At 58.5% G+C, this 24,936-nt stretch carries 23 protein-coding genes; 13 read left to right on the top strand and 10 right to left on the bottom strand.

All coding sequences use genetic code 11. From position 1 onward, the window contains the following. Nucleotides 1-38: 38 nt before the first annotated feature. The 3 genes from K3G63_RS13910 to ytxJ all read left to right on the top strand — a co-directional run bounded on the left by K3G63_RS13910 (nt 39) and on the right by ytxJ (nt 1,162). On the top strand, nt 39-365 hold the full coding sequence (locus K3G63_RS13910; RefSeq protein ID WP_220614697.1) for a hypothetical protein: 327 nt from the start codon (nt 39-41) through the stop codon (nt 363-365). A 107-nt stretch (nt 366-472) separates the two neighbouring features. Next, nucleotides 473-805 carry a hypothetical protein gene (locus K3G63_RS13905; RefSeq protein WP_220614696.1) on the top strand — a complete coding sequence of 111 codons (333 nt, stop codon included), beginning with the start codon at nt 473-475 and terminating at the stop codon, nt 803-805. Nucleotides 806-820: 15 nt separating this feature from the next. Beyond that, entirely contained in the window at nt 821-1,162 is a 342-nt protein-coding gene (ytxJ, locus tag K3G63_RS13900) for a bacillithiol system redox-active protein YtxJ (protein WP_220614695.1), read from the top strand. Between the two features lie 83 nt (nt 1,163-1,245). On the opposite strand, the gene K3G63_RS13895 is transcribed toward ytxJ, so the two are convergent. Then, entirely contained in the window at nt 1,246-1,650 is a 405-nt protein-coding gene (locus tag K3G63_RS13895; protein WP_220614694.1) for an OsmC family protein, read from the bottom strand. 115 nt (nt 1,651-1,765) lie between these two features. Between K3G63_RS13895 and K3G63_RS13890 the strand changes: the two genes are divergently transcribed. Further along, nucleotides 1,766-2,560: a hypothetical protein gene (locus K3G63_RS13890; RefSeq protein ID WP_220614693.1), complete on the top strand. Its 795-nt coding sequence runs from the start codon at nt 1,766-1,768 to the stop codon at nt 2,558-2,560. 136 nt (nt 2,561-2,696) lie between these two features. Continuing rightward, nucleotides 2,697-3,611, top strand: a complete 915-nt coding sequence (gene lipA / locus K3G63_RS13885) for a lipoyl synthase (RefSeq protein WP_259404443.1) — start codon at nt 2,697-2,699, stop codon at nt 3,609-3,611. Between the two features lie 146 nt (nt 3,612-3,757). Here lipA and K3G63_RS13880 read toward each other — a convergent pair whose 3' ends face one another. Continuing rightward, nucleotides 3,758-4,366, bottom strand: a complete 609-nt coding sequence (locus K3G63_RS13880; RefSeq protein ID WP_220614692.1) for a DUF4136 domain-containing protein — start codon at nt 4,364-4,366, stop codon at nt 3,758-3,760. Between the two features lie 355 nt (nt 4,367-4,721). Between K3G63_RS13880 and K3G63_RS13875 the strand changes: the two genes are divergently transcribed. Then, nucleotides 4,722-4,874, top strand: coding sequence for a hypothetical protein (locus K3G63_RS13875; protein WP_220614691.1), 153 nt, complete (start codon nt 4,722-4,724; stop codon nt 4,872-4,874). A gap of 125 nt (nt 4,875-4,999) precedes the next feature. On the opposite strand, the gene gcvP is transcribed toward K3G63_RS13875, so the two are convergent. Next, nucleotides 5,000-7,915, bottom strand: a complete 2,916-nt coding sequence (gcvP, locus tag K3G63_RS13870; protein ID WP_220614690.1) for an aminomethyl-transferring glycine dehydrogenase — start codon at nt 7,913-7,915, stop codon at nt 5,000-5,002. Nucleotides 7,916-8,310: 395 nt separating this feature from the next. Between gcvP and K3G63_RS13865 the strand changes: the two genes are divergently transcribed. After that, nucleotides 8,311-9,546: an NAD(P)-dependent oxidoreductase gene (locus K3G63_RS13865; RefSeq protein ID WP_220614689.1), complete on the top strand. Its 1,236-nt coding sequence runs from the start codon at nt 8,311-8,313 to the stop codon at nt 9,544-9,546. 58 nt (nt 9,547-9,604) lie between these two features. Here K3G63_RS13865 and K3G63_RS13860 read toward each other — a convergent pair whose 3' ends face one another. The 4 genes from K3G63_RS13860 to K3G63_RS13845 form a co-directional block, all read right to left on the bottom strand. Continuing rightward, nucleotides 9,605-10,432, bottom strand: a complete 828-nt coding sequence (locus K3G63_RS13860; RefSeq protein ID WP_220614688.1) for a DUF1206 domain-containing protein — start codon at nt 10,430-10,432, stop codon at nt 9,605-9,607. 47 nt (nt 10,433-10,479) lie between these two features. Beyond that, nucleotides 10,480-11,064: a hypothetical protein gene (locus tag K3G63_RS13855; protein WP_220614687.1), complete on the bottom strand. Its 585-nt coding sequence runs from the start codon at nt 11,062-11,064 to the stop codon at nt 10,480-10,482. 529 nt (nt 11,065-11,593) lie between these two features. Then, nucleotides 11,594-12,199 (bottom strand): hypothetical protein, encoded by a 606-nt coding sequence (locus K3G63_RS13850; RefSeq protein WP_220614686.1) that lies wholly within the window; start codon nt 12,197-12,199, stop codon nt 11,594-11,596. A gap of 30 nt (nt 12,200-12,229) precedes the next feature. Further along, nucleotides 12,230-12,982 (bottom strand): hypothetical protein, encoded by a 753-nt coding sequence (locus K3G63_RS13845; protein ID WP_220614685.1) that lies wholly within the window; start codon nt 12,980-12,982, stop codon nt 12,230-12,232. Nucleotides 12,983-13,190: 208 nt separating this feature from the next. Between K3G63_RS13845 and K3G63_RS13840 the strand changes: the two genes are divergently transcribed. Next, entirely contained in the window at nt 13,191-14,744 is a 1,554-nt protein-coding gene (locus K3G63_RS13840) for a hypothetical protein (protein ID WP_220614684.1), read from the top strand. A 66-nt stretch (nt 14,745-14,810) separates the two neighbouring features. On the opposite strand, the gene K3G63_RS13835 is transcribed toward K3G63_RS13840, so the two are convergent. Further along, complete coding sequence (locus tag K3G63_RS13835; RefSeq protein ID WP_220614683.1) at nt 14,811-15,173, bottom strand: hypothetical protein; 363 nt, start codon at nt 15,171-15,173, stop codon at nt 14,811-14,813. Nucleotides 15,174-15,362: 189 nt separating this feature from the next. Between K3G63_RS13835 and K3G63_RS13830 the strand changes: the two genes are divergently transcribed. Next, entirely contained in the window at nt 15,363-15,800 is a 438-nt protein-coding gene (locus K3G63_RS13830) for a DUF6799 domain-containing protein (protein ID WP_220614682.1), read from the top strand. Between the two features lie 16 nt (nt 15,801-15,816). Here the strand turns inward: K3G63_RS13830 and K3G63_RS13825 are convergent, their stop codons facing one another. After that, nucleotides 15,817-17,832, bottom strand: a complete 2,016-nt coding sequence (locus K3G63_RS13825; protein ID WP_220614681.1) for a WG repeat-containing protein — start codon at nt 17,830-17,832, stop codon at nt 15,817-15,819. Nucleotides 17,833-17,978: 146 nt separating this feature from the next. On the opposite strand from K3G63_RS13825, the gene K3G63_RS13820 reads away from it, so the two are divergent. Both K3G63_RS13820 and K3G63_RS13815 read left to right on the top strand, forming a co-directional pair. Further along, the gene (locus K3G63_RS13820) at nt 17,979-18,380 is read left to right on the top strand and encodes a hypothetical protein (protein ID WP_220614680.1); all 402 of its coding nucleotides are present in this window, start codon (nt 17,979-17,981) and stop codon (nt 18,378-18,380) included. Nucleotides 18,381-18,573: 193 nt separating this feature from the next. Then, nucleotides 18,574-19,593: a hypothetical protein gene (locus tag K3G63_RS13815; RefSeq protein WP_259404442.1), complete on the top strand. Its 1,020-nt coding sequence runs from the start codon at nt 18,574-18,576 to the stop codon at nt 19,591-19,593. A 12-nt stretch (nt 19,594-19,605) separates the two neighbouring features. Here K3G63_RS13815 and K3G63_RS13810 read toward each other — a convergent pair whose 3' ends face one another. Then, nucleotides 19,606-20,001: a hypothetical protein gene (locus K3G63_RS13810; protein WP_220614679.1), complete on the bottom strand. Its 396-nt coding sequence runs from the start codon at nt 19,999-20,001 to the stop codon at nt 19,606-19,608. A gap of 568 nt (nt 20,002-20,569) precedes the next feature. On the opposite strand from K3G63_RS13810, the gene K3G63_RS13805 reads away from it, so the two are divergent. Together K3G63_RS13805 and K3G63_RS13800 are read left to right on the top strand one after the other, a co-directional pair. After that, nucleotides 20,570-21,772 (top strand): SMP-30/gluconolactonase/LRE family protein, encoded by a 1,203-nt coding sequence (locus K3G63_RS13805; protein WP_220614678.1) that lies wholly within the window; start codon nt 20,570-20,572, stop codon nt 21,770-21,772. Between the two features lie 206 nt (nt 21,773-21,978). Continuing rightward, nucleotides 21,979-24,825: a 2-oxoglutarate dehydrogenase E1 component gene (locus tag K3G63_RS13800; RefSeq protein WP_220614677.1), complete on the top strand. Its 2,847-nt coding sequence runs from the start codon at nt 21,979-21,981 to the stop codon at nt 24,823-24,825. Nucleotides 24,826-24,936: the final 111 nt, after the last annotated feature.

The following is a 24,936-nucleotide window of genomic DNA, read 5'->3' as shown; positions in this document are numbered from 1 at the left end:
CCCGGCCTTGCCGGGCAAGACGTTGATTTGTACTCAGAATGAAGTTTTCTACTGCTTCCGGATGGCGCGCACGGTTACTGGTGCTGGTAACGCTAGTGCTGCTCTTAGCCTCGGCCTGTCACCGCTACCGTATTCCCAGCCCCACCGGCCCACCCCAGCCCAAAGTCAAAAAGGCCAGCAACCCCGACAATCAATCGGCCGACGGACGGGCCCTGGACGTGGAGAAGGAAGCTGTGAAGACCCAGAAAAACAGCTACGATAAAAACGGGTTGCTCAAAAAGCCCAAGTATGAGCGGCGCCGCGTAAAGCGCAAAGTGGGCCAGCGCAAAATTCTGGGTATCATGCTCCCGGATTTCCTGCAGTAAAGCAGGCCTTTCGGCGGGCTATGTCGTACCAGGAGTTATCTTGGCGCATATCCAGGGGCCAGGCCGGCAGCTTGTTTTCCTATCTCTCACGGTATTCTTCTCGCTCTATGCGCTACCTCTTTCTCACTACGTTCGCCCTGGCCAGCCTAGTGGGCACCCGGGCTCAGGCCCAATTGGAGTCTACTACGCCAGCGCGGCAGCGGGCCGCTAACCGCCGGGCCCTGCGCGAGGCGGAGCAGTTCAAGGGCGAGTACAAAGAATCGCACCTGAAAGTGACGAAAGCCGAACTCAGGCACGGAGCGAGCGGCCGGCAAGCGGCGTTTAAACCTACCGATGAGCGGGCTAGTTACCAATTCGACCGCACGGGCGCGCCCCGCGTAAACGAACCATCGCGCCCTGGTTTTCGTCTGCGGAAAAAGAAAGAATCCAGTTCTCAGTAACCTCTTACTACGCCCATGACTCCCTGGCAACCTCTCACCCAAGCCGAGCAACTCTCCGACATCGTTCGGGAATCATACGAACAACCGGTCCTTATCTTCAAGCACAGCACCTCCTGCTCCATCAGCGCCGCCGCCAAAGGCAAGGTAGAGCGCCAGTGGGACGATGCCGGCCTGGAAAATACGAAGCTCTACTACCTGGATTTGCTGCGGTTTCGTCCTATTTCCAATGAAATAGCTGAGAAATTTGGCGTCCGCCACGAGTCGCCCCAGCTGCTGCTCATCCAGAATGGGGAGTGTAGCTACGATGCCTCGCACATGGGTATTCGCCTCAGCGAGGTGAAGGACATGGTGAAATAATGAACTAGTGCACGGGGGAGGTTAGCCTTCTGTCTGCGCAACCAGCGCCAGCGGAACGGTAGCCTCCCCCGTGCACTAGCTCATTACGCATACAGGAACCGAACCTCCTGACGAATTTCCGGGTTTAAGCTAAGCGCTACCGGACAGGTGCGGGCGGCATTCTCCAAAATCGTCTGCTCCTTCTCTGTTAGGGTAGCGGGTAGGTGAAACGTAACGTCAATCTGCCCGATGCGCCGCGGCTCCGCTAGCATATGCTTGGTTACCTCCCATCGTACGCCGGTCAGATCAAGGCCATGGCGCTCGGCTACGATGCCCATAATGGTCATCATGCACGAGCCTAGCGCTGCGCTAACTAAGTCGGTGGGGGAAAAAGCTTCGCCCCGGCCGTGATTATCGACGGGAGCATCCGTAAGAATGGTATTTCCGGAAGCAACATGAACGGCTTCGGTGCGCAAATGGCCGGCGTAGCGGGCGGTGGCAGTGCTCATAGAAAATTGAAATGTAGGCAATTGTATGCGGGTAAATTTACGTACTTTCGGTAGGCTTGCCGGTCAGAAACCGGCGTGCCTGTACTTCCTTCACTGCCCCTCGCTTTTGCAACCCGTGCGTACTTCGTTTGTTATTGGTAGTGGCCTGCTGCTGGCCGCGTTAGCAGCTGCTCCAGCGGCGCAGGCCCAGCGAAGCCAAGTTACTTCTTCCAGCAACGACGACCCTTCGTACCGGAAAGAGTTTACCTACGGCATCAACTTCAACACCCGGGGCGGCCTGATTGGGGGCGCATCGGTGCGCTCTACACGCCTGCTGAACCAGAACTGGTCCCGCTTCTGGAGCCTGGAGGCCGTAGAGATAAAACACCCCAAGGAGCAGAAGCAGGGCACCGGGTACGGCGGCTCCTTCGTGTATGGTAAGAGCAACTACCTGTTTGCCGTCCGGCCGTCGGTGGGGGCGCAACGCGTGATTTTTCGTAAGGCGCCGGAGTCTGGTGTGCAGGTGAATGCTCTGGCTAGCGCGGGCCCAACTATTGGGCTGCTTATGCCTTACTATATCAGCTACAACTATGGCCCTACCCAAACCAGTGTTAGCGCGGCGGATATCCGCAATGAGCAGTATGATCCCACCGTTCATACGCAGCCATATGAGCGGCTGGTAGACCGCGCGCCGCTTTTTTCGGGAGTTGGGCAAACCAAGCCTATCCTGGGAGCACACCTGCGCGGTGCGCTAAGCTTTGAGTATGGCCGGTACCGCGACGCCGTGGCGGGCGTGGAAGTAGGATTTCTTCTGGAGGCCTATGCCAAGGACCCGCCCATCATTCGGGTAGCCGATGTGCCCGACAAAGACCTGAACGACCAGTTTCTGCCCTCCGTGTACTTAACCCTTTACCTGGGCAGCCGAAATTAATTTTGCCTGATAATGGCCCCCGTAGCACCGCTGCGGGGGCCATTCTCTTTTCCTGAAGACAGCACGAAACCAGCAGCAGGGTGGAATTGTCTTACTGGCTGAATACCCGCAACCTATTCCCCCTTACCTTTGCAACATGGATGAACTGTTGCTGACCCTGCCCATCATTCAGCCCGTGGTGGCGGCCCCCGCGGCCCCCGCCAAACCGCGTAAGCCCGACTGGCTGCGCGTGAAGCTGCCCGTGGGCCCGGCCTACGCCAATGTCCGCCGCCTAGTGGATGAACATAAGCTGCACACTATCTGCGAAAGCGGCAACTGTCCCAATATGGGCGAGTGCTGGGGCGCAGGCACGGCTACGTTTATGATATTGGGCAACGTGTGCACACGCTCCTGCTCTTTCTGCGCCGTGGCCACCGGCCGCCCCAACGAGTATGACCTCGACGAACCCCGCCGGGTGGCCGAAGCCATTCAGCTCATGGGGGTGAAGCACGCCGTAATTACCTCCGTCAACCGCGACGAACTGAAGGACCGCGGGGCCAGCGTCTGGTACGAAACCGTGGTGCAAACCAAGCAGCTTTCGCCTACCACCACCATCGAGACCCTGATTCCGGACGTGAAAGCCAACTGGGCTGCCCTGGATACCATGATTGCCGGCGGCCAAGAGGTAGTATCGCACAACATGGAGACGGTAGGCAGCCTCTACCGCCTCGTACGCCCGCAGGCCAAGTACGACCGAAGCCTGGAGCAAATCCGGCGCACCAAGGAAGCGGGTAAGCGCACCAAGTCGGGCATTATGCTGGGCCTGGGTGAAACCAAGGACGAAATGTACCGCGCCATGGACGACCTGGTGGCCAATGGCCTCGACATTCTGACCTTGGGCCAGTACCTGCAACCTACCAAGCGCCACATCGAAGTAGCCGAGTTTATTCATCCTGACCTCTTTGCCCATTACAAAGAAGAAGGCTTGCAGCGCGGGCTGAAATACGTAGAAAGCGGTCCGCTGGTGCGTTCCAGCTACCATGCCGAGCGCCACGTGAACGTACCGATTTAGCAGATCAGGCGTTTGCCTGGTACGCAAAAAGCCCGGAGCTTCCCATGGAGGCTCCGGGCTTTTTGCGTGCTGTATATCCAGAAAAAAAGCCTGTCTTACACGAAGGCAAAACAGGCTTTTGAAAGTGAGTATACGCTGATACGGGATTAGCGGCTGGCTTGCTCCGGGCCGGGAGGGTAGGTGCCCAGGATGCTGGTTACAATGCGCTGTACTTCGGGCTCGGAAATAGTCTGGTTATCTACTTGCGCTTGCCCCTGACCGCGCCACGCCAACTCTTTGCGGCGGGCATCCACGAAGTCCAGGATTACGGTGCCCGCTTTATACTCGATGCTGCCTTGGTTGAAGCCCCGGTTGTAGAAACCACCATAGCCGTACCAGTACGGGTAGCCGTAAGGGCCGTAATAGCCCGCCGTGCTACGCTGCTTGTCCTCCACCCGGGCGCTGTAAGCCACGTACACGTCGGGGTTCTTCTCTACCTGCGCGAGGCCTTTCTGCGCCAGCTGCTGCTCTACTGCCGACCGGATGCGCTTATCCAGGAACGACTCGTAGCCTTTGGCGGGGCCACCTTCCGTATCGGTTGGCTGCTGCGGGTACCAGGCCCAGGTTTTGTAAGAGCGGAAATTAACAGAGTGGTCGAAGTCGGAGGTAACACCTACGCGGGCCGTGGTAGCACAGCCACTAGCCCCCAGAAGGAGGGTCAACCCCAGCACCGACAGCGTCAGGGGACGGGTCAAGAATTTGGGAATGCGGTTCATATGGAAAGTATCGGTAGAGATGAAAGCCGCTTGTACCGGCCGCGAAGCCAGTACCTGAAGCAGCTCTGCTGAATAAACAGCGCGGCGGTACTGCTCGTTCCCGCAGAAGTAGGATGCAAGCAGAATAATTACGCGCAGAATGCTACTAGGAAAATTCTTATTCCCCTTAAAATGTGCCTATCTTTTGCAACGCCATTTTCCTATATGTTGCCTAATGAAAAAAGCTTTACTCTATTTCAGCAGCGTTGCGCTGCTCGCTTCCTGCAGTGCTGCCAGCACGGAATCCCGTTCTAACAAGGCGTCGGCCGGGCCCGTCGCTCATAATACGGTGGTAGAATGCATCCTTTACGATGGCATGACAAAAGAATCCCGGCAGCTTACCACCGTAGGCTCGGGCAGTGAAGTGCAGGTAATGGACACCGTGGACGCCTATTTTGTGAAGGTGCGCCTTACTGCAGCGGGCAAAACCGAGAGCGGCTATATGTACCGCACCTGCTTCTCGAAGTGAGAAGCAAGCGCGCCAAGTACCACCGCGGCCGCTGATGTGCGACAAAAAAGTGCAAAAAAGCCCCGGCTACAGTGTAGCCGGGGCTTTTTAGGTAGGCGAATGTATGCCGTTCTAGACGGGCAAGGTTAGTACGAAGGGCCTTTGTCGGTGGAAACCAGCTGCTCTTCAGCGTCCACGTACTGCTCCAGGGGCGTGCAGGAGCAGATCAGGTTCCGGTCGCCGTAGGCTGAGTCGATGCGGGAGACGGCGGGCCAGAACTTGGCGGCGCGCACGTACTCGGTGGGGTACACGGCTTGCTCCCGGGTGTAGGGGCGTGTCCATTCGCCTACCAGTACCGTAGCTGCGGTGTGCGGGGCATGCTTGAGCACGTTATCCTTGGCATCGGCACGGCCTTCTTCTACCGCGGCAATTTCCTTGCGGATGCTGATCATGGCCTCAATGAAGCGGTCTAGCTCCTCCTTGCTCTCCGACTCGGTGGGCTCCACCATTAGCGTGCCCGCCACCGGGAACGACACGGTAGGAGCGTGGAAGCCATAGTCCATCAGGCGTTTGGCAATGTCCTCCACTTCAATACCTGCCTTTTTGAACTGGCGACAGTCGAGAATCATCTCGTGGGCGCAGCGGCCGTTGGCGCCGGTGTACAGCACGGGGTAGTGCTCTTCGAGGCGGGCCTTGATGTAGTTAGCGTTCAGTATAGCCGTTTGGGTAGCCCGCTGCAAACCTTCGCCGCCCATCATATTGATGTAGGCGTAGCTGATGGGCAGAATGCTGGCCGAGCCCCAGGGCGCCGAGGTAACCGCCCCCGCTGTGCGGCCGTCGGCGTCTACCAGCACGTGACCGGGCAGGTAGGGGGCCAGGTCGGCTACTACCCCAATGGGGCCCACGCCGGGGCCGCCGCCGCCGTGCGGGATGCAGAAGGTCTTGTGCAGGTTCAGGTGGCATACGTCGGCCCCGATGGTAGCGGGCGAAGTCAGGCCTACCTGCGCGTTCATGTTGGCCCCGTCCATGTATACCCGGCCACCGTGCTGGTGAATGGTCTGGCAGATGTCGATGATGGTTTCCTCGTACACGCCGTGCGTGCTGGGGTAGGTCACCATCAGGCAGCTCAGCTTGTCGGCGTACTGGGCGGCTTTGGCCTTGAGGTCCTCCACGTCGATGTTGCCTTCCTCGGTGCTTTTCACCACTACCACCTGCATGCCCGCCATAACGGCCGAAGCGGGGTTGGTGCCGTGGGCCGAAGCCGGAATCAGGGCCACGTTGCGGTGCTGGTCGCCGCGGGCGTCGTGGTAGCCTTTGATGGCCAGCAAACCGGCGTACTCGCCCTGAGCGCCCGAGTTAGGCTGCAGGCTCACGGCGGCAAACCCCGTTACCTCGCAAAGCCAGGCTTCCAGGTCGCGGAAGATTTCAGCATAGCCTTGGGCCTGCTCGCGCGGAGCGAACGGGTGCAAGCTGCCGATTTCCGGCCACGTTACCGGAATCATCTCGGCGGTGGCGTTCAGCTTCATGGTGCACGAACCCAGCGGAATCATGGAGTGAGCCAGGCTCAGGTCCTTGTTTTCCAGCTGCTTCATGTAGCGCAGAATTTCCGTCTCGGAGTGGTGGGTGTTGAAGACCGGGTGGGTTAGGTACTCGCTTTTCCGAATCAGCTCCTGGGGCCAGTTCACCGCGGCCTCGGTGGGTAGGGCTGCCGGAGCAGCTTCCTGGCCCAGAACCTTGGCAAACACGGCCACGATGTCTTGCACATCCTCCAGCTCGGTGTTCTGGTGGAGGGAAATGCCCACCAGGTTTTCGCCGTAGTAGCGGAAGTTGATGCCAGCCGCTTCGGCTTCCTGCCGGATAGCCTGCTGTAGCTCGGCGCTTTCCAGCCGGATAGCCAGCGTATCGAAATAGAACTCGTTGGCTTGCTCCAGACCTAGTGCGGTCAGAGCTTGGGCCAGCGTTTGAGTGAGCACATGCACATTGGCGGCAAACTGCCGAATGCGTTGCGGACCGTGGTAGACTGCGTACATGCCAGCCAGCACCGAGAGCAGCACCTGGGCGGTGCAGATGTTGGACGTAGCCTTTTCGCGGCGGATGTGTTGCTCACGGGTCTGCAGGGCCATGCGGTAGGCCTTGTTGCCGGCCGCATCAATGCTCTGCCCAATAATACGGCCCGGAATAACGCGCTTGAACTGGTCTTTGGTAGCCAGAAAGCCGGCGTGCGGTCCGCCGTAGCCCATGGGCACCCCGAAGCGCTGGGAGTTGCCCACTACGGCGTCGGCGCCCATTTCACCGGGAGGGGTGAGCAAGGTCAGGGCCAGCAGGTCGGCGGCCACGGTCACGAACAGGTTGTGGTTGTGGGCCTTGGCAATAAAGTCGGTATAGTCGTATACGGCGCCGTCGGCGGCAGGGTACTGCAGCAGGGCGCCAAACAGCGCTTCATCGGTGAGGTCCACGGTGCGGTGGTCGCCCACTACTACCTCAATGCCCAGCGGCAGGGCCCGGGTGCGCACTACGTCAATGGTTTGGGGGAGTACCTGGTCCGAAATAAAGTAGCGGGTAGCCTGCTTCTTCTTGGTCAGGGAGTGGAACATGTGCAGCGTTTCGGCGGCGGCGGTGCCTTCGTCGAGCAGGCTGGCGTTGGCAATTTCCAGGCCCGTGAGGTCAATTATCATCGTTTGATAATTGATCAGGGCTTCCAGGCGACCCTGGGCAATTTCAGCCTGGTAGGGCGTGTAAGCCGTGTACCAGCCGGGGTTCTCCAGGATATTGCGCTGAATAACGGGCGGCAGCTGGGTATCGTGGTAGCCCAGGCCGATGTAGTTTTTGAACAGCCGGTTCTGACCAGCAATCCGTTTGAACTTCGCCAAAAAAGCCCGCTCCGTAAGGGCAGCGGGCAGGTTCAGCGGCTTCTTCAGGCGGATGGCGGCCGGCACGGTTTCGTCGATGAGCTGGTCAAGCGACTCCACGCCAATGGTGCGCAGCATGTCAGCTACCGCAGCTTCGTCAGGACCAGTATGGCGGTCCACGAACACATCGGCGGGCTTAGGTTGAAGCAACATAAAAACAGGGGTGAGGGTGGCAACAGAGCAGACCTGTAGCGAGGTCCTTACAAAGGTAGCGCGAAAAGGCGTCACGCTTCCGTCCTAAAACCAGCAAAAGTTCCGGCTTGTTCCGGCTCGCCACCACGCGGAGTATAGCGCGCCGGCCAGCACCCCACCTGCACGCTCTGGTCCGGCGCCAGAGGTGCCCAACCGGTTGCTGACCGCGCCGCCGGAACAACAGCCGCCAAGAGTAGAATACTAGCCGCAGCTGGCCTCCTGAAGCCACCCGGCCGGACGCCTCCGGCGCCGGACCGGGGAGAATAGTCCGCAGCGGGCAGGGCGGAGTACTGCGCATGGGTTCAACTATTTTCCGCAGATTTAGGGCCGGTTCCCACCCCGTCTTCTCTACCCCTATGCATCCTATCACCCTTGGCCTGATTCGCGAAGGCAAAGTTCCGCCCGATAAGCGCGTGCCCCTCACCCCCAAGAAGTGCGCCGAGGCGGAGGCCCGCTTCCCGGGGCTGAAAATCGTGGTGCAGGAAAGCCCCATCCGCTGCTTCTCTGATCAAGAGTACCGCGACTTGGGAATTGAAGTGCGGCCCGAGGTAGCCGACTGCGACATTCTGCTGGGGGTGAAGGAAGTGCCTGTGGCCCAGCTGCTGCCCAACAAAACGTATCTGTTCTTCTCTCATACCGTGAAGAAACAGCCCGCGAACCGCGAGTTGCTCCGCCAGGTGCTGGCCAAAAACATCACCCTGATTGACTACGAGATGCTTACCAACGAGCAAGGAGAGCGGATTGTGGCCTTTGGACGCTGGGCCGGCATTGTGGGAGCTTACAACGGGCTGCTCACCTATGGCCGCAAGCACCAGCTCTTTCAGCTTAAGCCCGCCTACCAGTGCGTGGATATGGAGGACATGCAGGAAGAGTTTTTTAAAGTAAAGCGCCTACCGCCCATCAAAATAGCCGTGACCGGCTCGGGCCGGGTAGCTCAGGGCGCCGTAGAGGTGCTCAACATGATGCGCATCCGGCGCGTGAGCGTCTACGACTACCTCTACCACGAGTTCAACGAGCCGGTGTACACCCAGCTGCGCAGCGCCGACTACAACCGTCGCCGCGACGGGCGGGTGTGGGATACGCCCGACTTTCACCGCAACCCCCACGAGTACGAGTCAACTTTTCACAACTTTCTGCCCGTCACGAACCTGCTGATTGCCTGCGCCTACTGGCATCCGGCAGCTCCGAAGCTTTTTACCGAGGACGACATCTGCCAGCCTGGCTTCCGCATCGATACCATTGCCGACGTGACCTGCGACGTGAACGGCTCCATCCCGACCACCAAGCGCAGCAGCAGCATTCAGGAGCCCGCCTTCGACTACAACTGCCAGACCCGTGAACTGGAGCCCGCCTACTCCCGGCCCGGCAACATCACCATTATGGCCGTTGATAACCTGCCCTGCGAGTTACCCCGCAACGCAAGCCGCGACTTTGGCCGCCAACTCATCGACAATGTGCTGCCCCACCTACTACACGCCGGTAGCGCCGATGCAGTGGTGGAGCGCGCCACCATTGCCCGCCACGGACGCCTTACGCTGCCCTATCAGTATCTGGCCGATTATGTAGGAGAAATGCTGCCCGCCTACCCCTGAAAACAAAGCAGACAGCCACTACGAGCTGTCTGCCACTGCTAAGTACTTACGGCTACCCTCAGATGCGCAGCACGGGGTAGCGGGCCTGCACCAGCATATAGAAGCCGTACGCCATCAGGCCCAGAGCTACAATACCTAGCACTGCGGGGCCCATGGAAGCGAGCAAATCAAACGCCTCATCAGTAGTGCCCACGGCCTCGGCGCGCGAGTTGCGGCCCGCCTGCACGAAAAAGTAGCCGATAATGCCCATAACAATGCCGCGGGCCGTGTAGCCTATCTGGCCAGTGCGGTACACAATATTCTGTTGGTTAGGCGGTAGGCTGCTGGCATTCACGTGCTTATGGAACGAGCCGGAATAGGCCCGGTAAATCTGGTACACCCCACCGCCGATGATAGCCAGCCCTACGGCCATGATAATCCATTCGCCACCCGGCCAGCCGAGCACTTTGGCCGTGAGGGTTTGTTGGCCGTTGCCTCCGCTGCTAGCCGAGCCTTTAAAAGCCAGCTGCGCAGCGAACCACGCCACGCTCGCGTAGAGCAAGCCGCTGCCCGCGTAGCCCAGTCGCCGCCCGAGGCCTTTGGCGTCATGGCCTTTCCCTTCCGTATCAATCAGGGCCTGGGTGAAGCGCCAGATAATGTAGCCTACCAGCCCCAGTGCTACCAGGCCCAGCAGAACCGGACCACCGGGCACACCCTGTAAGGTCTGCACCGCCTGCTTTTTATCAGCAGTTTGCCCACCGTGCTGGCCGGTAGCGGCTAGCAGTGCGAGCAGCCCCATGAGCAGGTACACTACCCCCTTGGCCGCAAAGCCGAAGCGGGCCAGCGCCCGAATGCCGGAGGAGGGGGACGCCGGAACGGCGGAAAGAATTGTATTGGCAGCAGACATAAGGTAGCAGGTTAGGAGTGAGTACCTCCCCCACTACGGTAGATGACTTATTTAAGGTTGGGCTGCGGCTCGGCGGAATGAGCCAGCAGCCCCGGTGGCCGATACACCTGGGCCCCCTGCCGGAGCAGGACTTCGTTTTCAGGAAGATTGAGCGTGACGATGGGCTTGCTGCGGGCAGCTTCGCTGGCCAGGAGTCGCTCCAGGTTGCCACCCGGCGCCACATAGGGAATGAAAAACCGGTCGGCCAAGTCCACCAGCAGCAAGTCACGGGCGTTGGAGGTTTCTGGGGTTACAATGCTGACTTTTGGCTCGAAGGGCGAAACAAACAGCAGGCGCCCCAGGTGAATGTCCCGCTCGTACTCAAACTGTACTGTGGATTGAATGCCCCGTCCTAGAACGTACACAATAGGCTGCTGTACGTCTCGGCGCAAAAACCGGAATACCGACTGCTCCAGGCGGGAATTAAAGCCCGACAAGACGCAATACCCCAGTTGCCGCTGCTCCATAGCCCACAGATACGTAGTGCGCTCAATACTAGCGGGGTAGTCGCGGGAACACAGAAAAGCTGTTTTGGGCAGCCGAAGCAGCGCAGTGTTTCCTACCATCCGAAGTTCATCAGCCACCATGCTCATCCTATTAGCGTGATTGAATTTATAAATTATATCGGATTATTTATATAGTTGAGTTACAATTCGTTGCGGGGAGCATACTCATCGGAACAGCAGAGCCCAGTACTGCGGTAGTACCGGGCTCAGGAAAACCAGAGTAAAGCGGCTCATGTAGAAGGTCCGCTGAAACCAATGCTTGCTATCGTCAGTGGGCTCACCGGTTTTGGCTGGCAGGCGGCCGAACTACTCGTCTGGTTGGCCCTCCTGGTACTTCAGGTCGTCATCGGTGAGGTAGCTCCACTTCTGCTTAGCCTGTCCTTTACTTTCGTTCCAGTTGCCCCGAGCGCGCAGCTCAGTAGCGTCGTCGATGCCATATGTTGTTCGCGTCCAGGGAAGGGAAAATGGTAAGGCGGAAAGATAACCTGCGTACGCTGGGGCTTACCATGAAGTTATGCCACGGCCCGCCGGGCAGCTCCCGGCTACCCGGCGCCTACCCAGCAACACGCAGACAGCACGCCACACCGCTGCACCAACCGCCGGCCTCAGCTACCAGCTATATGTGATTGATGGTAGAAAATACGATGAGCAGCCACAGGGCCGACCCCGCCACCAGGCCGGTGCCAAAACCCGCCGCGGCCTTGCCTACCTTTTTGCGCTGAGCCTGCTTTTCGTAGCCTCGCATATAGTTTGCATCGGTCAGGCGCACGGGGTCGGGCACGTGTAGGTTGTGCTCTTTCGGTGGCGTTACGGCAATGGCAGTGCCGGTTGCCAGGCCCCCCAGGCCTCCTAGAACGGGTATGGTAACTGCCGTAACCCCAAACGTACCCCAGAATGCGCCCGGGGCCCTAAAATGTGCCCGGGCATCGCGTCGGCCCTGGGCATAGGCCTCCGTAGGGTTGAGGGTAAGGGTAGGGGCAGGGGCTGGCGCCGCCAGGTTGCGTAGCACCTCCTTCGTGCCGTTGGCGTAGCGAATCAGGAATACCTGCCCAGCAGGCAGCTGCACGGTATCGGCGGCGGCGCTTACGTAGGTTATGCGCTCCGGCGTGATGGCCAGAACCTTACCCGGAATTTCGGCGCCATCGGTTTGCAGGATAACGTCCTGGGCAGTGGTGCGCAACGTCAGAAGTAAGCCGCTGAAAAGGAGTAGAATAAAGCGCATGCTGATGGGAATAAGAAAGCGAAAAATAGATTACCGATGGCGGGAGTTGAAGCCAAATAACAAGCTGAAGCGGGCCCCACCGTTGCCGGGGACTACCGCAAAATTTACCGGGAAATTGATTCCCTGGCTGCGAAACGAAGTGCCCACCGCCAAGGCAATGCTGGCCCCAGCCGGCGACACGTTGGGCCCCAGGCCAAACTCAAAGCCTTTGGGCCCGCGAATCCCAATCAGCGCGTTCAGGCTAGGCAGAAACTTACCTTGCTCCAAGCCACCGATCAGGGGCACCAACTCTAGCAGGCCCGAGGTGCCGTTCTGCAAGCGAAAAATCCGGGTTTCGAACTGCCAGCCAAACTGGGTCAGAAACGGATTGACACCGTACTCCCGGTCAGCCTTGGTGGCAATGCCTCCACTCAGCAGGGTAAAGCCCAGGCGCGGGCCGTTCAGTTGCACATCCTCGTACATCGATTCCTCGTCGCCGGGAACGGTTCCGGTTTTAGGAGCGGTGGTGCTGCTGCTACCCGCGGGTGGGGTGCTGGGTAGCGCACTGGCTCCCCCCAGTAGCTCCTTCGTGCCATTAGCGTAGCGAATCATGAACACGTCGGCGCGGCGCACCGTGATAAGGGGGCCATCGGGGTTGTCGGTGCGCTTGTAGCGAACTTCCGTGGGGGTAATTTCCAGCACCTTTACCTGCAGCTCCTCCCCGCTGGACTTGGTGAGCAAATCCTGCGCGTGGGCTACTACCCCAGCCAACATAAACAAGAAAGTAAACACTATGCGGGTCATACACTAAAACAGAAAGTGAAGGATGGAAGCTATAAATCGAAGGTGCGGACTCAGAACGGATAACCCCAACCATCTTTTAGTTTATTCAGACTATTTACTGCTTGTATAATAACATGTAAAAAATTTGTATTCAATTGTTTATGTAAATACTTTCTGACTTATCGACCAGCGTATTGGGGGATATCAAACCGAGCTTTATCTTCCGGGCATGGATGATTTGCGCACCACGCTGCTTACTTTTTCAGCTGACGACCGGAAGGACTTTCGGCAGTTCATTCAGCGGCAGCGGCGCAAGCAGAAAGGACGCATGGACGTGCGCCTCTGCGACTTGCTACTGCACCAGCAGGAATATGCCACCGAGGAGTTGCTGACCCGGCTTTACCCCGAGGAGCCGAACGCCGTAGCGTATTACGCCCTGCGCAAGCGGCTAATGCGGCACCTTACTGACTACCTGCTGCTCCGCCAGCGCCAGCAAGACCCCACGGCGGCTTCCTCGGTGCGCGGACTCTTAACACTGGCCCAATACTTATTTGAGGTAGGAGTGCCCCGGCTGGCCTGGAGTACCCTGCGCAAAGCCGAGAAGCTGGCCTGCCAGAACGAGCAGTATGAGCTACTGAATACCGTCTATAACCTGCAGATTACCCAGGCGGGTAGCAAATATGCCGACGACCTAACCGATATTATTCAGCGTCGCAACCAGAATAAGAAAGCAGCCGACGAGGAGGAGCGCGCCAACATTGCCGACAGCCTGATTCGGCAGCGGTTGCGAGAAGCGCGGGTAAAAGGCCGGGCCGGGGAGTCGTTTGATACTATTTTGCAGGATGTGCTGCGCGAGTATGATCTGCAGGAAGCCTTTGCCCGACGTCCGGCTCTGCTCTACCGCCTCATGTCCATTGCCCGCGCTGCCATGCTCGTGCGCCGCGACTACCTCTCGTTCGCGCCCTTCGTGATGCGCTGCTACCATCTGATGGAAAAGCGCCACGGCTTTCAGCCGGCCCACCGCGAAGCTCAGCTGGGGCTCCTGTATATGATTGCGCATTCCTTGTACCGTACCCGCCGTTTCCGCGAATCGGTGGAGTACCTGGAGCGGCTGCGGGCGGTGCTGGATAGCGGCCCGAAGCTGCAGGCTACGGGGCTGCTGGCCCGGTACACGTTTCTCCTGGCTGCCAACTATGCCTTCCTGCGCCGTAACGCCGACAGCATCCGGTTGCTGGAAGATATTCTGCGCACTTCTCTCTCGCCCCGCGACCAGCTAACGGCCCGGCTGGGGCTGGGCTTTCATTATTTTGCGGAGGGGCAATTCCAAAAAACCAACCAAGTTCTGCTGGGCATTGGGCGCACTGACCACTGGTGCGAGCAGGAAATGGGAGTAGAGTGGGTGCTCAACCGCAATATGGGCGAGATGCTGACTCAGCTGGAGCTGGGCAACCCCGACCTGGCCCTGAACCGTCTGCGCGCCATTGAACGCCTGGTGAAAGAGCGTTTCGGGCCCGACGGCGGCGGGTACGCGGCAGTGCTGTGCTACCTGCAGCTAGTGCGTGACCTCATCGACGCGCCTGACTTGGCGCGCAGGCCGCAGTTTGCCGAGCGGGCCGCGCGCATTCCGGCATTTGTGCCGTTGGAGCAGGAAGATTTGCAGGCCCTAAGCTTCTATAGCTGGCTGCAGTCGCGCATCCAGGGCCGGCCTTACTATGAAGTCCTGCTGGAACTGGCCGGTGCCTCAGGGGCTGCAGTCGTGAGCGAGCCTCTGGTGCACAGCTAGGAAGCAGAAAACACAGAAGGCCCCTGCCGTTGCTGGCAGGGGCCTTCTGTATAGAATGCCGTACGACTAGTCGTTTTTGGTAGCGGCATTGATTTCAGCCTTGGCATCAGCCGAAGCTCTATCAGCGGCGGCCTCGGTTTTGTTAGCGGCTTCTTTGGTTTCAGCCGCAGCTTTGTCGGCGGCAGCCTCTGTTTTGTCGGCCGCTTTGTCGGCGGCGTTTTCGATGGCGTCGCCGGCGTTTTCGGCAGCTGCCTCAGTTGCGTTAGCGGCGTTAGAAGCTTCAGCAGCGGCAGCATCGCCAGCGTTTTCAGCAGCGGCTTCGGTGTGCTCACCAGCCGCTTCAGCATTTTCTTTGCCTTCCTGGGTGCAGGAGGTGGCAGCAAAGGTAACGGCAGCAGCAACGAACAAGGACTTGAAGATGGCTTTCATGGTAGTGTGTAGTAGAGGTAAAGAGTTGTAAGTACAACTGTTAGCGTTGTGTAGAGCTTAATAGCTTACCGTTCGGAAGGTAACCCGAACACTAGCAAAACTTTTAGCCGTTGTTTTGCCTGCTAACTTCCTGGCTACCGGCGCGTACTGCTGCCTACCCCTTGCCGCCTTCGGAACCCTGTTTTTTTTATGCTTTTTCGATTAAGCTTACTTGTCTGCCTGCTCTTTACTACCTCTCTAGGCGTGGCTCAAACCAACGATGGGTTTCAGCGGCGCGATGGGAGCATGTACCTGATTCGGAACGGAGAAGCTCGCCCCATGACGCGCGACGTGCGCCTGCCCAACGGCCGCCTGATTACCCGCGACGGCTTTGTAGTAGCCCGCGACGGCAAGCGCACGGAGGTAAAAGATGGTCAGGGCTGTACCTTGTTGGGGGAGGCGGTAGCCATCAATACGCAGCCAAATGGTCGTTTGGTGCTAGCTAGCAAAGCAGCTAACCGGGCTCCGTCATCGGCTCCGGCCAGCACCTACGGTAGCTACCGAGAGGCCGTCCTGCGGTGGCTGGGGGGCGAGGGCAAAGGGCACGGGAAAGGCAAACACAAGCGTAAGCGCAAGCACGATGACTAGAACCCCCGGCTCGGCATTACTCTTTTACTTCGTCGCCGTCGCGGTCAATGAAAAACGTGCGGCCCTGCTGGGTTACGCGCGCCCGGCCCTGCGCATCGAAATCGGTAGCATTGGAGTAGCGCCCGAAAGGAGCCGTGCCGCTTGTAGTATCGGCTAGGTAGTCGGACTGGATAAAAGTGAAATACCCCTTGGTTTTGATTCGGGCCAGCTCTTTATCAAAGGAGTAGGCTTCCTGAAAAATAACGGGGGTAGTGGCTGGCTCATCGGGGCCGGTGATGTAGTGCCAGCCCCGGTGGTCAAGCACGGCCGCGTAGCCTTCGGAAAAGTCGCGGGCCGCGTAATAATACGCCCCAAACTCTTCGCCGGCCGCATCAATAAAGGTGTAGTATTGGCCCACTTTGACCCGGGCGTATGCGCCGGCGTAAGGATAAAGTGCGTCGTACGCCGGCTTCACTACCTCCTGGCCGTCGTCCTGCACAACGCCAAACACCCCATCTTGCTCCACTACCGCCCGATGCTCGCGGAACTCCCCGATATGCGCGTAACGAGCGGGCAGTAGCGTATCCCCATCTGAGTCCAGCAGCCCATAGCGGCCTTGGTGCTGAAACGGTACGGGCGCGCTAGTGCTGTTGCAGCGGGCAATACCAAGAGCAAGCAGCAAGGCGGCACCGCCCCCTGCGGCATATGCCGCCCACCGCGGATGTTGGCGCACCTGCCGAGCCCAGGGTCCCAGCCGGCTCGTTAGTCGGCGTACGGCGGGCCGCCACCGCTCTAGTCCGGCGAGCAGCTGCTGCCGGGCTTCCGCAGGCCGCCCAAATTGCTCACGGCGCGGGGAAGGTGGCTCCATGCGGGTTGCAGAAGGCGCAGGCGGAGGAGGAGCCGCTTCGGTAGCAGCCGGTTTTGGGGGTAGCACCGGCGGTATAGCAGTGCTGCCGAGAGGCGGGACAACCGGAGCAGCCGAAAGACGCTGAATTAAGTTTTCGAGCTGCTGAATTTTGCTGCCTAGCTCCTGGTTGCGGCTTTCCAGCTCAGTGCGGTAGTTCTGGATGGAGGCTTCGAGAGCAGCTTTTTCCCGTTTTTCGGCGGCTAGCTGGGCTTGCAGGTCAGGGGCTTCGGGGGCTATGGGGGCGGCGGCCAGCTGCTGCTGCAACTGGGCAATGCGCTGCTCCCGTTCCGTCTCGCGAGATTCCATGGCCCGGAGCTGCTGGCTTAGGTCGGCTTGAAGGGTAGTGCGCAGCTGCTCCAGCTCCTCCTTTTCCTGGTTTCGAGCTTCCAAGTCAACTTCGTAACCCGTAGAGCGGCGGTCCAACTCATCTACATCCTCTGCCCCTAGCCAGCGCCAGAGCTGCCCGGCCTTCTGGCGCAGTAGGTTGCCGGCACTGGCGGGCTCCACTGGCTGCGTCTGGGTAGGAGGCGTCGGTGAGTTGGCTACCTCATCGGCAGGCCCGAAGCCGAGGCTTTGGGTTAGTTGCTCCAGATCCGAAGGCGTAAGGTCGATTTCGGGTGTGGCCAACTGCGCTAAGCGCCGGGTGAAGCGGGCAGGGTCGGGTAGAAGATGGAAGGTGGAGGCCGCCGGCACCGCACCCATGCGCGCCTCTACCTCCGGCCCAAACCGCACCGGAGCACTAAACAGCACAAGCCCGGTCGTGAACTGCAGATTGGCGGCATCGGGGGGCAAGTGCGGGGTGAGCCAGGCAGCTAGGGCAGCGCGTTGCTGTTCAAAGCGCGCGTAGGGATTTTCAGCCTCGTCGGGCATTTCCAAAGGAGCGCCATCCAGCAGCCAGGTGCCGGTGCGCAAGTCCGGGATGTGAAGCAGGCCCCCCGCCGGCAACAACTGCAATAACGTGATGCTGCGCGGGCGAATGACCACCGCATCCAACCGGTAATCAGGGCGGGTAGGGTCTGGCGCCACGTTGCCTAGCACTACGGTGTAAGGTGCTCCAGCCTCGGCCCGCAAAGCACCTACTACGGCCTCAAACTGATGCTGTCGGGTAGGAGAGGAAAAAGGAGCCGGTTGGTAGGTGTGCAGCATAGGAGGGAAGAGCGTCCACAACTTTTCGGCCAGAATAGGCCGTGCCGGATTGTACGGCGCTTTTCCAATTGAGGTATGCCAACTTTTCCGGGCCTGGGTAAGTATAGGTTGGTACCTCTCCCTCATTTGCTGATTTCTTCTTGCATATGGACTCTACCGCCTCCACCCCCCAAACACCGGCTACGCCTACCGTACCGCTTGATGTCACCGACCAGCAAAACTCAGCTCTGCTCGAAGACACGCTTAATTTGCTCAATGCCGGCGCCCCCGACCAGGCCAGTGAAAAAGGCCTAACCGAAATAGACCGCTGGGCCGAAGTGCTGCGCGCCTCGGAGCGCCCGGGCCTCGCCAAGATCATTCAGGAGCTGAATACCCTACGCGAACAACTTAGCTCCTCCGATGCTGAGGCCCACGACATTGCCGAAACCCTGGCTACCCTGGGAGCCGAAACTTCCAAAGTGGCTGACGAAACGTCGGATGGCTACAGTGCTCCGCTGGCTCAACTCGGCAAGCTGCTCATCAAGCTAGGCTCCACGTTGTCGCGCTAGCCGCTACCTTGTACCGGAGCAAGCAAAGGCCCTGACTACTGGTAGTCAGGGCCTTTGCTATTGAGGCATAACAATCGAGGGGCTGGGTAGTATTCAGTCCTCGTATGCCGGCGTATCCGCTCAGGCAGCACTTGCCACAGAGTGCTGTTTGGGCAACCGAAGCGCCGTATTTTTGCCGCCTCATTCCAGCCCTATGTCTGAATTTCAGCCGCTCGCCGACCTTACGCTTTACGACCCCTTCGGGGGAATGCACTTTAGTATGCACCGCTGCTTTTTATGCGGTATGCCTACTATGCCCCCGCAGGATACCATCCCCGTCTTCGCCGACTGGCTAATGACACGGTACGCTCTGCAGGAACGGCAAATTAAGCTGCTGGATATGAGTATTGTGCAGTATCAGGATCTGCGCATTGCCTGCTGCCCAAAGTGCCGTACCCAGCATGTGGAGCCGCTCGAGGCCCGGATAGAGGTAGCTGCTTCCGCGGGGGTAGCGGGTTTTCGGCAGGTAGACGAGCAAACCCTGTTTTTGTGGCTGGGCAAGATGTTCTACGGCATTCTGGTTACGGAACTGCTCACCGAGCTCGATCCGCTGGCCCGGCCGCAGTACCCACTAGCCGAAAATGCCATGTTGCTCCGGCGGTTTCAGGCGTTTTTTCAGCCTTTGCAGGCCCTGCGGGTTCCCATGGAATATGACGATTTTACGCCCGCTTCTATTTTTATTCTGGAAGCCGACCCGCGCGAAGACACCATTCCTTTCGAGTATGATGACGACCTGAGCACCATTGCCTTCAGCATCAAGCTTGATAACGTGGTATTGGTTGCTTGCCTAGTAGATAACGGCATTATTCAGCAGGCCATGCGACGGGTGTACCAAGACGCCTACCGCCCCCTGCACCCCATACAGATTGCGGAATTTAAAGCACGGGTGTACTATGCGGCGTATATCCTCAACGTCATCCCCGACTACTACCCCCGCGCCGTGCGGCCCGGTGATACCGAGGTAATAATGGATACGCTGATTGACGACGTAACCACCTCTATTTTCAACCCGTGGGAAAATAGCGCGTACGGACAGTCGTTGCTGGAAATGTGGAAACGGTGGCAGATTTCGTTAGAGGAAATTCTGCGCAACCCCGCCGAGCCGCTCACCTTCCTGTATGATGCGGACGGAAAACCCCGGTTACTGGAGCATTTTCCTGAAAAGGCAGGGTAGTAAAAGGCACGTTTAACCCGGCTGCCAGCCTGGTTCTTCGGTGTACTTCGTAAGCTTGATATTAGCCCAACGGCCCTCTAGGCCGCGGTCTGACTCTCGCTCGTTGATGAGCACGTCCACGCAGTGGCGGTGGCGGCGGTTCATGGTATCGTGGATGATGTAGACGCCATCCAAAGCGTCGGAAATACCGCGTACGCGTACTTTTTCGCCGTAGCGGAAGGGGCCGCCCCACTTGTCAAGCAGGTCGCGGGATACGGCCAGCCAGCGGGTTTTGCTGGAGTGCCGGTTGGGGATAATGGAGCCGTCGGCGGTTTCCATGGGGTTATCGTCCGTCTGGTCCACTTCGGGCCAGTAGGTGGTAGCGGTAACCCGGTACGTGAGGGTAGTAGGAGCCTTTTTTACGGGCATTACCGGTAGAGCAACAGCTACCGGACGGGGGCTTAGCGTCGCTACCGTCGAAGGTAGGGCTAGAGCGGGAACAGAAATGGTACGGGGAGGGAATAGGAAGGTCAGTAGGAATAACGCAATGGACATGACAGTTGGGTTCGTGAACTCTCACTTTGGTCCGGAGAGGATGGACAGCCGGCCCGACTCGGCTGAGGGAAGCGCGCCATCTACGTTAGCATAGAAAAAGCGCCTTTAGTGGTATGATAAACGGCATTATTAGCCGAAAACAGGCAAAAGAACTAAGCGGACAGGTGATAAATATAGATAATTATTATAATTAGTTGTATTTACAAAATGATGACATTTTGAAGGGCACAAATATACGAAGTTTTTCTAAACTGGCTTTTGAAGCCAATGCTAACTATATTAGTAGAATTAAGAGGGGCTTTCGTAATAGCTTCGCCCCTTACGGGAGTTAGGTGCCGAGGGTTATAGTTGGGCTGAGAACCTGCTTGTAGTGAGGCCGTATGGATGAGGAAGGCAAGCACGGCCGCTGCTTCGTTTCTTTTCTACCCTATTATTCCTGCACATGCTTCAACAGTCCATGCTAGGTTTCACTACCCCTCTTCGCTACGCAAGCCTGCTGGCCGGCGTATGGTTAAGCGCCTGCTCTTCTCCTTCCTCGTCGCCCACCAACCACGCTGCTACCACCACAAATTCTGCTGATTCTACCGCTGCATCGGCCCCAGTGGCTCCCGCTAACTCGCCTCTGCAAGTGGTGGCGCAGTTCCGTGAGCCTCAGATTGTAGGCGTAGCCGTTACCCCCGATGGCCGGGTATTCGGCGACTTTCCGCGCTGGGACAATAATCCGGTGAACCCGGTGGCCGAAATCATGCCCGATGGCTCCGTAAAAGGCTACCCCGATGCGAACTGGAATTTGTGGAACGAGACCGTGCGTAACGAGCCGCAGAAGCATTGGATCTGCCCGCAAAGCGTGCACGTCGACAAAACCGGTATGCTGTGGGTGCTTGATCCGGCCTCCCCTGGCATCAAAGGCACCGTGCCCGGCGGCCCCAAGCTGGTCAAGATTGACCCCAAGACCGATAAGGTGGTGCAGAACATTAGCATCCCCGAAAGTGTAGCCTCGCGCAAATCCTACCTTAACGATGTGCGCGTGGATACGCAGAACCAGTACGCTTACATCACCGAATCGGGGGTAGGGAGCTTGGTAGTAGTGGATCTGAAGTCAGGCAAGTCGCGCAAGCTGCTGGCCCAGCACGCCTCCATGATGGCCGATACTACCCTCAACATCAAGGCTGACGGCAAGGAACTGATTGACCCCAGCGGCAACAAGGCCCGCTTCAACGCCGATGGTATTGCCCTGAGCCAGGACCTGCAGTATCTCTACTGGAAACCCCTGACCAGCTACAAGCTCTACCGCATCAAAACCGAAGCTCTGCGCAACCCGGCCCTGTCGGATGCCCAACTGGCCCAGCAGATTGAGGACTTAGGGAAAGTGCCTGCCTGCGACGGAATGGAAATTGACGCCGCCAACAATGTGTATCTGACAGCCTTTGAGGATCATTCCATTAAGCGCCGCACCCCAGATGGCAAGGTGGAAATGGTAGTGCAGGACCCCCGCCTGGAGTGGCCCGACACGTTTGCCTTCTCTGCCGATGGCAAGACGCTCTACATCACTAACTCAGCTATTCACAAAACGCCTACCTGGAACAAAGGCATTGGGAAGCAGGACCAACCCTACCACATCTTTAAGATGGCTCTTGCCAAATAGCGCTACCCCTAAATCTTATGAAAAGCCGTTCCGGATAAATAGGGGCGGCTTTTCTTTTTATTCCTAGATTGGACGCTTCAACTCAGTCGAAAACTATGCTTCCATTCATGTGGTTGATAGAGAGGATTATTTGAACATGCGAATATCAGTTTTAGCTTTCTAATCAACCTATTTACATTTGCTTCTGAACCACCAGTTCCCACCGCATGGACGCTTACTCTTACATCGCCAATGCACACGGCGAATACATTGACCAGCTTTACCAGTCCTATAAAGCCGATCCGCAATCGGTTGACGTAAGCTGGCAGAAATTCTTTGAAGGCTTCGATTTTGCCCAGCAATACTCCGAAAATGGGGTAGGGCAGGCCGATGGCGAGGGCGTGCTTGGCACTACAGCCAGCACCAACCAGGCCGGAGCCATCCGGGCCGTGGATACGGTAGCCGCCGACAAGGAAACGCAAGTCCGCAACCTGATTCATGCCTACCGCAGCCGCGGCCACCTAGTAGCCCGCACCAACCCGGTGCGTGAGCGCAAAGACCGCAAGGCCCGCCTGAACCTGCAGGACTTCGGCCTGAGCGACGCTGACCTGGACACCAAGTTTAAGAACGGCGAAGTGCTGGGCCTGGGCACGGAAGCCACCCTGCGCGACATTGTATCGGCGCTGCAGAAGATTTACACGCGCACCATCGGGTTCGAGTACATGTACATCCGCGACCCGCAGGTGCTCGACTGGTTCCGCGAGAAAGTGGAGAAGGACTCGCTGAGCTTTAACCCCGGTGTAGAGTACAAGAAGCGCATCTTGAGCAAGCTCAACGAGGCCGTGGTATTCGAAAACTTCCTGCATACCAAATTCCTCGGCCAGAAGCGCTTCTCGCTGGAAGGTGGCGAAACCACCATTCCGGCCCTCGATGCCATCATCCGGAAGGGTGCTGAGCTGGGCGTGGAGGAAGTGATGATTGGCATGGCCCACCGCGGCCGCCTGAACGTGCTGGCCAACATCATGGGCAAAACCTACGAGCAGATTTTCTCGGAGTTCGAGGGCACTGCCGTACCGGACCTGACCATGGGCGACGGCGACGTGAAGTACCACATGGGCTACAGCAGCCAGGTAGATGCCGGTGGCCGCAGCGTGAACCTGAAACTGGCCCCCAACCCCTCGCACTTGGAGGCGGTGAATCCGGTAGTAGAAGGCTTCGTGCGCGCCAAGCTCGACCACGGCTACCAGAACGACTATAATAAGGTGTTGCCCATCCTGATTCACGGCGACGCTGCCGTGGCGGGCCAGGGCATCGGCTACGAGGTAACGCAGATGTCGCAGCTGGAAGGCTACAAGACCGGTGGCACCGTGCACTTCGTGATTAATAACCAGGTAGGCTTTACCACCGACTTCGAAGACGCCCGTTCGTCTATCTACAGCACCGACCTGGCGAAGATTATCGACGCCCCCGTGCTGCACGTAAACGGCGACGACCCCGAAGCTGTGGTGTTTGCCGTGCAGCTCGCCACTGAGTACCGCCAGCAGTTCCACGCCGATATCTTTATTGATATGGTGTGCTACCGTCGCCACGGCCACAACGAGTCGGACGAGCCCAAGTTCACGCAGCCTACCCTCTACAACCTCATCAGCAAGCACCAGAACCCCCGCGAGGTGTACAATGCTATGCTGGTAGAGCGCGGCGACGTAGACAAAGAACTAGCCAACCAGATGGACCGCGAGTTCCGCGACCTGCTCCAGGCCCGCCTGGACATGGTAAAGCAGAAGCCGCTGCCCTACAACTACCAGGCCCTCGAAAACGAATGGCGCAGCCTGCGCCGCTCCAAGCCCGAGGACTTCGACCAGTCGCCGGTTACGGGTATCAGTGAGGAGCTGGTGCAGAAGGTAGGCACGGCCCTGACTACCCTGCCCGAGGGCTTCAAACCCCTGAAGCAGATTGACAACCTGATGAAGGAGCGTAAGAAGATGTTCTTCGAAACGCGCGTCCTCAACTGGGCAGCCGGCGAGCTGCTGGCCTATGGCTCGTTGCTGGCTGAAAAACACATCGTGCGCCTGAGCGGCCAGGATGTGCAGCGTGGTACGTTCTCGCACCGCCACGCCGTCCTGCACGACGCCGAAACCTCCGCGCCCTACAACTCGCTCAACTACATCGAGGAAGGCCAGGAGAAGCTGAACATCTACAACTCGCTGCTGAGTGAGTATGGCGTGTTGGGCTTTGAGTTTGGCTACGCCATGGCCAACCCCACGGCTCTGGTAATCTGGGAAGCCCAGTTCGGCGACTTTGCCAACGGTGCCCAGACCATGATTGACCAGTTCGTGGTATCGTCGGAAAGCAAGTGGCAGCGCATGAACGGCCTGGTGATGCTTCTGCCCCACGGCTACGAAGGCCAGGGCCCGGAGCACTCCAACGCCCGCCCCGAGCGTTTCCTACAGCTAGCTGCCGAAAACAACATCATCGTGGCCAACATGACCACGCCGGCCAACTTCTTCCACGCTCTGCGCCGCCAGCTGACCTGGGAGTTCCGCAAGCCGCTGGTGGTGATGTCGCCTAAGTCCATGCTGCGCCACCCGCTGTGCGTATCGCCAGTAGAGGAGTTTACCTCCGGCACGTTCCGCGAAGTACTCGGCGATGTATACGCCGAAGACAAGCAGGTGAAGCGCGTGCTGCTGTGCTCGGGCAAGGTGTACTTTGATCTGCTGGAAGAGCAGCAAACCTCCCAGCGTAAGGATGTGGCCATTGTGCGCCTGGAGCAGCTGCACCCCTTCCCGCAGAAGCAGCTACAGGCCGAACTGGCGAAGTATCCCAAAGCCAAGGTGTACTGGGTACAGGAGGAGCCCGAGAACATGGGCTACTGGAACTACCTGCTACGCTTCATGCGCCGCGAGCTGGAAGACGTTATTTCTCGCAAGCCCTCGGCCTCGCCGGCTACCGGCTACAACAAGGTGCACGTAAAGGAGCAGAAGGACCTCGTGGCCCGCGCCTTCGACAAGCCCCGCGAGGAGGTAGCCGATACCGTTATCAAGGAAACCGCCGCCAAAGCCCAGAAAACCGACTAGTGTGTCTGTCATTCCGGGCGGGAGCGAGGAATCTGGGTCTGCTATAGGGTCAATACCTCAGATTCCTCATTTCTTTCGGAATGACAACATCAACGACATCCCCACCGAAAC

Source organism: Hymenobacter sp. HSC-4F20, assembly GCF_019599275.1.
In the GTDB taxonomy this organism is placed as follows: Bacteria; Bacteroidota; Bacteroidia; order Cytophagales; family Hymenobacteraceae; genus Hymenobacter.
The sequence above is the reverse complement of the archived record's forward strand: the minus strand, read 5'-3'. Positions and strand labels throughout refer to the sequence as shown.